Source organism: Microcystis sp. CS-574 (assembly GCF_028329095.1).
GTDB lineage: Bacteria > Cyanobacteriota > Cyanobacteriia > Cyanobacteriales > Microcystaceae > Microcystis > Microcystis ichthyoblabe_A.
Genome location: NZ_JAQMSY010000066.1, coordinates 1 through 9,198, shown reverse-complemented (window position 1 = coordinate 9,198; position 9,198 = coordinate 1). Strand labels below are relative to the sequence as shown.

The 9,198-nt window shown below is 42.4% G+C and carries 10 protein-coding genes and 1 pseudogene; 7 read left to right on the top strand and 4 right to left on the bottom strand.

The window, feature by feature from the left end:
* Positions 1–68: 68 nt before the first annotated feature.
* The 7 genes from PN470_RS04410 to PN470_RS04380 all read left to right on the top strand — a co-directional run bounded on the left by PN470_RS04410 (position 69) and on the right by PN470_RS04380 (position 5,207).
* On the top strand, positions 69–851 hold the full coding sequence (locus tag PN470_RS04410) for an ABC transporter ATP-binding protein (RefSeq protein WP_271939350.1): 783 nt from the start codon (positions 69–71) through the stop codon (positions 849–851).
* 46 nt (positions 852–897) lie between these two features.
* A complete protein-coding gene (locus tag PN470_RS04405) occupies positions 898–2,232 on the top strand; it encodes an MlaD family protein (protein ID WP_016514373.1) in 1,335 nt (444 codons plus the stop codon).
* Between the two features lie 100 nt (positions 2,233–2,332).
* Positions 2,333–3,436, top strand: coding sequence for a non-hydrolyzing UDP-N-acetylglucosamine 2-epimerase (wecB, locus tag PN470_RS04400; RefSeq protein ID WP_272103823.1), 1,104 nt, complete (start codon positions 2,333–2,335; stop codon positions 3,434–3,436).
* A gap of 3 nt (positions 3,437–3,439) precedes the next feature.
* A complete protein-coding gene (locus tag PN470_RS04395; RefSeq protein ID WP_002739294.1) occupies positions 3,440–3,925 on the top strand; it encodes a crossover junction endodeoxyribonuclease RuvC in 486 nt (161 codons plus the stop codon).
* A gap of 296 nt (positions 3,926–4,221) precedes the next feature.
* Entirely contained in the window at positions 4,222–4,473 is a 252-nt protein-coding gene (locus tag PN470_RS04390) for a hypothetical protein (RefSeq protein WP_272103821.1), read from the top strand.
* Between the two features lie 69 nt (positions 4,474–4,542).
* On the top strand, positions 4,543–4,887 hold the full coding sequence (locus tag PN470_RS04385) for a type II toxin-antitoxin system RelE/ParE family toxin (protein WP_272103819.1): 345 nt from the start codon (positions 4,543–4,545) through the stop codon (positions 4,885–4,887).
* Positions 4,884–5,207 carry a helix-turn-helix transcriptional regulator gene (locus PN470_RS04380; RefSeq protein WP_272103817.1) on the top strand — a complete coding sequence of 108 codons (324 nt, stop codon included), beginning with the start codon at positions 4,884–4,886 and terminating at the stop codon, positions 5,205–5,207. The genes PN470_RS04385 and PN470_RS04380 overlap by 4 nt, the downstream gene beginning before the upstream one ends.
* Here the strand turns inward: PN470_RS04380 and secF are convergent.
* The 4 genes and pseudogenes from secF to PN470_RS04360 all read right to left on the bottom strand — a co-directional run.
* Complete coding sequence (gene secF, locus PN470_RS04375) at positions 5,204–6,136, bottom strand: protein translocase subunit SecF (protein WP_272103813.1); 933 nt, start codon at positions 6,134–6,136, stop codon at positions 5,204–5,206. The two genes, PN470_RS04380 and secF, sit on opposite strands and share 4 nt — an antisense overlap.
* 121 nt (positions 6,137–6,257) lie before the next feature.
* Positions 6,258–7,664, bottom strand: a complete 1,407-nt coding sequence (secD, locus tag PN470_RS04370; protein ID WP_271939360.1) for a protein translocase subunit SecD — start codon at positions 7,662–7,664, stop codon at positions 6,258–6,260.
* A gap of 27 nt (positions 7,665–7,691) precedes the next feature.
* Positions 7,692–8,675: an alpha-ketoacid dehydrogenase subunit beta gene (locus PN470_RS04365; RefSeq protein WP_002742584.1), complete on the bottom strand. Its 984-nt coding sequence runs from the start codon at positions 8,673–8,675 to the stop codon at positions 7,692–7,694.
* Positions 8,676–9,047: 372 nt separating this feature from the next.
* Positions 9,048–9,198, bottom strand: a pseudogene (locus tag PN470_RS04360) (RNA-guided endonuclease TnpB family protein); the annotation flags it as partial.

Below are 9,198 nucleotides of genomic sequence, written 5' to 3'. Positions count from 1 at the left end.
CCCCACACCCCACACCCCACTTCCCCATCTCCCTAAAATTCCAGAGGTTATAAGATAATTAAGCGACGATGAAAGAACCGTTAATTGAATTGAGAGGAGTATCGAAAAGATTCGGGGATAATGTTATTCTCGACGGTTTAGATTTAACCATTTATCGAGGGGAGGCCCTGGTAATTATCGGGCCGTCGGGGACGGGAAAATCAACGGTTTTACGGTTAATTGCGGGATTAACGGGGATAAATGCGGGAGAAATTCGTATTAAAGGTCAATTGCGTCAGGGATTGCTAGAAGATGGTCGAGAAGCGATGCGAACTTCCTTAGTTTTTCAACAAACGGCCCTGTTTGATTCTCTCACCGTCGGGGAAAATGTCGGTTTTTATCTTTATGAACAAACTAATTTAAAAAAAGCCATAATTAGGGAATTAGTGGAAAAAAGCTTGGAAATGGTCGGTTTACAGGGAATTAGTAACCTTTATCCTTCGGAACTATCGGGGGGAATGCGTAAACGGGTGGCTTTTGCCCGCGCTATTATCACTAATCCCGATAATCCCGCCGATAATCCTGAATTACTGCTGTATGATGAACCTACCGCCGGATTAGACCCAATAGCTTCCACAATTATCGAGGATCTAGTGCGGACTCTCCATGAAAAATCGGGGTCTGCGAACACTTATGTGATGGTTTCTCACCAACAAAGCACCATCCGACGCACCGCCGATCGAGTAGTATTTCTCTATCAGGGAAAAGTGCAATGGCAGGGATTAGTGGCAGATATCGATCGTACCGATCATCCCATGATCCGGCAATTTTTTAGCGCCAGCATTGAAGGCCCGATTAGGACAATCGTTTAAGCTAGATTAAGCTAAATTAAGAACTATCGAGAATGAGAGAAAAATCATGCAGAGTTCGCGAGCTTTACGGGAAGGAAGACTAGGTTTGTTTGCCCTAGGCGGATTATTGGTCTTTGGGGTGCTCGCTATCTGGGTTCGCGGGGGGGGATTTGGTCAAAGAACCTATCAATTAATCTTCGAGTTTGCCGACGTGGAAGGGTTACAAGTCGGGGCGCCGGTGCGTTTTCGCGGGGTGAGAGTGGGAAGAATTACGAGTTTTATCCCGGGAAGCAATCAAGTGGAAGTTATTGCCGAAATCGCTTCTGCTACTTTAGTTATGCCTAGGAAGGTAACTGTTACTACCAATCTTTCTGGATTAATTGGGGAGGCAGCCATCGATATCACTCCCTTAGTTTCTTTAAGTGCTGAGGCCAAAAATCTCGACCCTCTTAGTCCCGACTGTGATCAACAGTTAATTCTCTGTAATAATAGCCGTTTACAGGGGAAAACAGGAACACAATTAATGTCTAGTGTTGGTCGTTTAGTGGATACTTTTACCAGTCCTGAATTTGTGGGTAATCTCAATGATGTCACCAAAAATACCGCTATAGCAGCTCAAAAAATCGCCCGTTTATCCGATGATACCTCCCAGACTATCCGTAATGCCCAAAGAGAAATCTCTCGTCTATCTTTGGAATTAGCTACCACCAGTCGCTCGGTGACTAATACGGCTAATAATGCCTCCCGTTTTGTCAATACTTTAGATAATACCGTTCAGGAAAATCGCAGTCAAATCAGCAGAACTTTTCAACAATCTTCCCAATTAGTCGCTAATCTTAATGCTGTTCTTAGCGAAAATCGGGGACAAATTGTTAATACTCTTGATAATATTAATCAAGCTAGTTTAGGTATTGGCAGTCTCGCTAATAATCTCAATAATACCGCCCTGAGGTTGAATGCTGGTTTAGATGAAATTGATACTAAACAAGTCATGCAAAATGTCGAGACTATTTTGAATAATGCAGTGGAAACATCGAATAATTTACGAGAAATTACTAAAACCATTAACGATCCTGCTACAATTGTCGTGCTGCAAAAAACTCTCGAATCCGCTAGGGTGACTTTTGAAAATACTCAAAAAATCACCTCTGATATTGATGAGTTAATCGGTGATCCCCAATTTCGCGAGAATTTAAGACGTTTAATTGATGGCTTAAGTAATCTGCTTTCTTCTGGGGAACAGTTAGAATATAATTTGCGTATCGCTCAAACTTTAGATACCATGACTCAAGAGTTAGCTAAACAAAAAGTTTTGACCATCTCTCGACCTTCTTTAAATCCTAAGCAAATGCAACTCTATCCCCAATTTATCGTTCAACAACCCCCCACGAGTGAAAAATGACAAAACAGCACAATTCAAGCTATTTGCAGTGAACAGTAATCAGTGAACTGAAAACTCACATCTGATAACTGATAACTGATAACTGATAACTGATAATAATATGTTGAAATCAATTTGTATTACTCTTGGAACTCGTCCCGAAGCGATTAAATTAGCTCCCGTTATTCGTGCTTTTCAAGAATCGGAACAGTTTCAAACCCATGTAATTCTGACGGGACAGCATAAAGAAATGGTAGCGCAGGTGATGGAATTATTTGCTTTAAAAGCAGATGAAAATCTGGATATTATGCAAACCCGTCAAACTTTAACTGATATTACTTGCCGCAGTTTACGCGGTTTAGAAACAGTTTTTGAGCGCATAAAACCAGATTTAATTATTGTGCAAGGTGATACTACTACTGCTTTTGCTGCTGCTTTAGCGGCTTTTTATCAACAAATTCCTATCGCTCATGTGGAAGCAGGATTAAGAACGAATGATATCTATAATCCCTATCCCGAAGAAGCTAATCGTCGCCTAATTTCTCAACTGACTACCCTACATTTTGCTCCCACAACTTTAGCCGTGGAAAATTTACAAAAATCTGGGGTGACAGGAAATATTCACCACACCGGCAACACGGTTATTGATGCTTTATTAACCGTAGCTAAAACCGCCCCAGAATGTCAAATTGTGGGCTTAAATTGGTCAGATTATCGGGTTTTATTAGCTACGGTTCACCGCCGGGAAAATTGGGGCGAACCCTTACAGGATATTATCAAAGGATTGACTTTGTTGTTAGAAAAATATGCCGATACGGCCCTATTATTACCCCTGCATCGTAATCCCACCGTCCGAGAACCAATTCAGTCTGTTTTGGGCAATCATCCCAGGGTATTTTTAACTGAACCTCTCGATTATGCCGAGTTAGTGGGGGCGATTCAACGCTGCTATTTATTATTAACTGATTCTGGAGGCATTCAAGAAGAAGCCCCTAGTTTAGGAAAACCGGTTTTAGTATTGCGAGAAACCACGGAAAGACCGGAAGCAGTACAAGCGGGAACAGCGAAATTAATTGGGACTAATCCCGAGCAAATTTTAGCCGCAGCGGGAGAATTATTAAGGGATAAAATCGCCTATGATCGTATGGCTAATGCCATTAATCCTTTTGGAGATGGACAAGCATCCCAAAGAATCCTCCAAATCGTCCAAGATTTTTTGGCTTAATCTATGACTACTTGGTTGGGTATCGACCCCGGATTAGCGATTGTCGGTTGGGCTATTCTCCGGGATAATAGTGAGTTAGTGCCGATCTTAGTCGATTACGGCACGATCGAAACTTCTAAAAATCTTTCTACTGCCCAGCGTTTGATCGAAATTGAACGGGATTTAAAGGAGTTAATCGCAGAATATAAACCGGGGGAAATTGCCGTGGAAATGCCCTTTTTTAACCGGCAAATCAAGGCAGCCGGTGGAGTCCTGCAAGCATTGGGAATTATCAATCTAGTTAGCTGTCGCGATGGGGGAATTGAACCGATTTTCCTCCATCAAGCTAGTTGGAAATGTCATCTGGGCCATGGTAGGGCCACTAAAGCGGAGGTGGCCGAACAAATTAAGTATTTATTCGGATTGACAAAAATGCCTATTAATGATGCTGTAGATGCTATAGCGATCGCATACGCCGCTTTTAGTGGTGTTCGCAATCAAATCTCTTGAAGCAATTTGACGCAATTGGTCAAAAAATTTAGCTGACAACTAAAAGCCATCTTTAAGCTTGCACTATCTTAGTTCGATGGGACGGTTGAAGATAATAAGGCTTTCAAATATCTTTGATTAGCGTTGGGTTTCATGCTTCAACCGTTCGGCAAAAGCTCACGGCCGAAGCCCAACCTACCATATCAGCAATCGCACCAAAGGGTTTAAGTGTGGAATTGTGATAATTGTCATCGTCAATGCTAATAAAAATATGGTATAGTTCTTAAACGATTATAAGTTTAAAATAATGAAAATAAATGAAAATAAAAGTTTCCCAAAAAAAGGGATCATCAAACGGAGTTAACCCTCAGTTAAAAGATATTGCCTATTCTATAGACGCACTGATTCCAGGCTTTTATATTTGGTTGGGTTCTTTTTGTTGGCGATTGGGGGGTAGTGATGCAGAAGAAAGTTATCCAGGAACAATACATAGTTTTGCGGGTATCAGCTTAGTTTTACCTGGTTATCAAATTTTTACAACCTATAAAGGGAGTTATGACCCAGGGTAAGCATCAAATTGATGGTCTTTAGGTATAATGGGGCTTGACCGGTGGTATCAGTTATATCACCATAAGCGAATGCGTAATACCCGTCCTATATCTTGGATTAAAGCGGCATGGAAAGATTTTCAAAAGTTTCCCAAGGAAGCCCAAGAAATTGTACTTGACGCTTTAACTATTGCAGCAGAAGGGGCAAAATCATCCCTAACCAAGCCTTTTAAGGGGATGGGTTCTGGTGTGTTCGAGATTGCTCTACCTTTCAAGGGGGATGCCTATCGAACTATCTATGCTGTCCAGTTAGGTGAGGCTATCTGGGTGATTCATGCCTTCCAGAAAAAATCCCCAAAAGGGATCAAAACACCACAGCAAGAAGTCGAAGTTATCAAAGCACGGCTCAAGCGATTGAAGGAGGAACTCTCATGAGTGAAGAACAATTTGAACTGGTACAAGGTAGCGGTAATGTGTACCGCGATTTTGGCGATGTAGATGCGGACGTGCGACAAGCGAAAGCACTGCTTGCTGCTGAAATTATCAAGGTTCTGGAGAAGGAAGACTTATCAACCCGCGATGCTCAAGTGCGAACTGGAATTAATCACAGTGAATTTGTCCAGATTCGCCGTGCTAATTTGGGACGCTTTACTATTGACCGTTTGATCTCAATTTTGGGTCGTCTCAATCAACAGGTTGAAATTACTATTACGACCCATCCGGGACCCACTGATTCTTCACCAATGGCATCCTAACTGTAATTGAGTGTGGGTCGATGGGAACGACCGCGCCACCAAGCTAGTAGGGTACTAGCGATAAAAATACTCGAATAGGCCCCGGCTACGAAGCCAATAATTAAAGCTAGGGCAAAATATTTTAAGGTGGTGCCACCAAAGAGAAAAATCGCCACCAGAGGCAATAAAGTAGTCAGGGTGGTATTAATTGAACGACTTAGGGTTTGACTCACCGCATTATCGACAATTTCATCCACGGATAATTCGGGGGTATTAGCAAAATTTTCCCGCACGCGATCATAAATTACCACTGTGTCATTAACAGAAAAGCCCACAATTGTCAAGAGGGAAACTAAAAATAAACTATCCACTTCTACCCCCGCAATTAAGCCTAAAACCGCAAAGACCCCTAAAGTGATCAAAACGTCGTGCAGCAGGGCGACAATGGCAAAAAAAGCGTAATCCCGTTGAAAACGGAAGCTTAGATAGACAGCAATGCCAAAAAAGGAAACTAATAAAGCTAAAAATCCCGACCTAAATAATTCTTGACCGATGGTGGGACCAACTGTATCGATTTGACTGGTTTCGGGGTCAAAGGTGCCAATTTTCTCATTTAAGGTGTCGAGTAATTTTGTTCTCTGTTCTTCTGCCAGGGTTTTAGTCCGCACCGATAAAGTATATTTATCCAACACCTGCACACTACTGTTACCCAACCCTTCCTCGTCTAAAATTGCTTGCACTTCGGCAGTAGTTAAGGGTTTCTCGCAGTTATTCTTTTTGGCACAAGCTAATTCTATCTGAATTCTCGTACCACCAACAAAATCTAAACTCGGTCGTAAAGGTGCTTGAATAGTGAACCAAGAAATTACCATGGCCAAAATACTACCAATCGTCAGCAAGGCCGAGACTGTCCACCAAAAATTACGCTGTTTTGTAACGTTAAATGCCATATAGATTAAGTAAAAAGTAAAAAGGAAAAAGGAATTTGGGGAGTAGGGAGTGGCAATCGGTGGGTTACGGCGAATATGAAATTATTGGTTAACAGCATAACTTGTCGTCGCCTAACCCACCCTACTGATTTGCCGGTAAATTAGGGCAGAAAAGTTGCGGTTTTTGACGGACGCTGGGGACGTTTAACACGGTGATTAACAGGAGAGTACGACTACAGGTTAAAGCGGTAAACATACTCACAGCTACCCCAATGGCTAAAGTTAAAGCAAAACCCTTGACTAATCCCGAACCCAACCAAAATAGGGCAGCACAGGCGATTAAAGTAGTGACATTACTATCGAGAATACTGGAAAAAGCCCGATAAAATCCCGACTCTACTGCCCGAAATAGGGATTTTCCGGCCCTTAATTCCTCCCTGGTACGCTCAAAAATCAGTACATTTGCATCAACTGCCATGCCGATACTGAGGATAAATCCAGCAATACCGGGTAACGTCATGGTGACTCCCACTAGGGCAAAAGCCCCCAGAGAGAGAATAGTATAGATAATCAGGGAAACATCGGCAATAATCCCGGGTAAACGGTAATAAACCGCCATGAAGATTAAAACTAACAGTAAACCCACTAAACCAGCGTAGATACTGCGACGGATGCTATCCTGGCCTAAAGTTGCCCCGACGGTGCGAATTTCTTCCACTTTAACGGGGAAAGGTAGGGAACCACCGCGCAATTGAATCGCTAGATCGTTGGCAGTTTCGGCGGTAAAATTACCAGTAATCACAGCCCGGCCCCCTGTAATTCCCGTTTGGGCAAACTGCACATCAACCACAGGGGCGCTAATTAATTCATTATCAAGGAAAATCCCAATACTGCGACCAGTACCCGCGATCACTTTAGTCAGTTCGGCGAATTTATTGCCCCCTTCCGAATCGAAAGTAATGGCCACTTCCCAGTTAGTGCCTTGGGTGGAACTAATAGTGGCATTTTGCAGATTTTTTCCAGTTAAGTCCACCGATTCAAATAAATTTAAAATTGCCTCTTTAGATTTCTGGAGAGATTGTTCTAGTTCGGCAATTTTAGCGGCATTTTCGGGTTTATTCTCGGCTTTAAGGGCGGCTAATTCCGCTTTTTTTTGTTGAAAAATTGAATATTCAGCCCGAAATTCTCCTTCTGTACCTTGTTTTTGCTGACGAAATTCTAATTGGGCCTGAACATTTAGGTTTCTCTCAGCTTCTTTGGGATCTGTGACCCCGGGTAGTTGCACGATTACCTGATTTTTACTGTCCACAGTCTGCACTAATGATTCAGAAACACCGAGGGCATTAACGCGATTTTCAATCACATTTTGTACGGCTTTTAAATCATTAGGTTGAATGGTTGTCACGGTTTCAGTGGGTTTAACCTGAATGGTTAATTGACTACCACCGCGCAAGTCCAAACCTAATTGTAGGGGCAACTTAATCAGGATAAAGATCGAGGCAACAACTAGGCCGATGATCAGTAACAATAACCAATTTTGTCTCTGCATAACTTCAGTATCAAAAGGAGAATTTTTTTAAATGCGATCGCCGACCATTTTTTGGACAGCTTCGACAATTTGATTAGGTTGAATAATCGTCAATCTTTCTAGATTACCGTTATAAGGTGTGGGGATATCTTGGGAAGATAATCTTAACACGGGGGCATCTAATTCATCGAATAACTGCTCGTTAATTAAAGCAATTAACTCAGAAGCAATTCCCGCCGTTTTCATACATTCTTCCACGATAATCACCCTATGAGTCTTGCGAATCGAAGCGGCAATCGTCTCCATATCAAAGGGTTTCAGGGAAATTAAATCGATAATTTCTGGATCATAGCCATCTTTTTCTAACTGTTTTAATGCCTGTAAACAGTGATGACGCATCCGCGAATAGGTGAGAATAGTTATATCTTCTCCCTTGCGAACGATTTCCGCTTTATCGAGGGGTAAAAGATACTCGCTATCAGGTAAATTTTCCTTGAGATTATAGAGAAGAACGTGTTCAAAGAAAAGCACGGGGTTATTATCTCTAATCGCCGATTTTAATAAACCTTTGGCATTGTAAGGAGTGGAACAAGCGACAATTTTTAGACCGGGTACCGCGTGAAAATAGGCCTCTAAACGTTGGGAATGTTCCGCCCCTAATTGTCTCCCCACACCCCCCGGACCACGGATAACCATGGGGATTTTAAAATTACCGCCGGAAGTATAACGTAACATCCCAGCATTGTTGGCAATTTGGTTAAAGGCAAGCAGAAGAAAACCCATATTCATGCCTTCAATAATCGGACGCAATCCCGTCATGGCTGCCCCCACTGCCATGCCCGTAAAACTATTTTCAGCGATGGGAGTATCTAAAACCCTTAAATCGCCATATTTTTTGTAGAGATCTTTGGTAACTTTGTAGGAACCACCGTAATGACCCACATCTTCACCCAAAACAAATACTGTCTGGTCGCGGCCCATTTCCTCATCGATCGCCTGTCGCAAAGCATTAAATAATAGGGTTTCTGCCATATCAAGTCCCCGCTTACAATTCGGTCATCTTATCACTAAACTTATTATCTTACCCCTTTTCTGGTCCGAAGGAATAGGAAGTGGGGAAGTGGGGAGGTGGGGAAGTGGGGAGAATAAATAAAAGTAGGTGGAGAACGTAGGTTGGGTTGAAGCATGAAACCCAACGCCCGATTATGTTACGCTACCGCTAACCCATCCTACAAATAATTTTGCCTCCCTACTGATGAATAAAAACAATTATTACTATAGATAATAGTCTATTCTAGTTCCCGACAATCGGCCGGCAAAGAACTAAGATCAAGATCAAGGAATCCCCTACCGTTAAAGCTGTTGACATCCTCACCGCCGTAAACGGACGGTGATTCCCAAACCTCACGATTTAGGTTTCTGCTTCTTTCCCGAAGGATTTTTCGCACCTGCCTTAACAGATTTACTCTGTTCTGGTCTTATGGTCGCTCGACAGACTGACACCGCAAGCCCTGCGGCCAAAATATTTTTACTGGCGTTAATATCTCGGTCATGG

Bases quoted from the DNA above. Each gene is read 5' to 3' on its own strand.
- PN470_RS04385 (WP_272103819.1), top strand. From the start codon at position 4,543: ATGCGTAATACCCGTCCTATATCTTGGATTAAAGCGGCATGGAAAGAT.
- PN470_RS04380 (WP_272103817.1), top strand. From the start codon at position 4,884: ATGAGTGAAGAACAATTTGAACTGGTACAAGGTAGCGGTAATGTGTAC.
- PN470_RS04410 (WP_271939350.1), top strand. From the start codon at position 69: ATGAAAGAACCGTTAATTGAATTGAGAGGAGTATCGAAAAGATTCGGG.
- PN470_RS04390 (WP_272103821.1), top strand. From the start codon at position 4,222: ATGAAAATAAAAGTTTCCCAAAAAAAGGGATCATCAAACGGAGTTAAC.
- wecB (WP_272103823.1), top strand. From the start codon at position 2,333: ATGTTGAAATCAATTTGTATTACTCTTGGAACTCGTCCCGAAGCGATT.
- secD (WP_271939360.1), bottom strand. From the start codon at position 7,664: ATGCAGAGACAAAATTGGTTATTGTTACTGATCATCGGCCTAGTTGTT.
- PN470_RS04395 (WP_002739294.1), top strand. From the start codon at position 3,440: ATGACTACTTGGTTGGGTATCGACCCCGGATTAGCGATTGTCGGTTGG.
- PN470_RS04405 (WP_016514373.1), top strand. From the start codon at position 898: ATGCAGAGTTCGCGAGCTTTACGGGAAGGAAGACTAGGTTTGTTTGCC.
- secF (WP_272103813.1), bottom strand. From the start codon at position 6,136: ATGGCATTTAACGTTACAAAACAGCGTAATTTTTGGTGGACAGTCTCG.
- PN470_RS04365 (WP_002742584.1), bottom strand. From the start codon at position 8,675: ATGGCAGAAACCCTATTATTTAATGCTTTGCGACAGGCGATCGATGAG.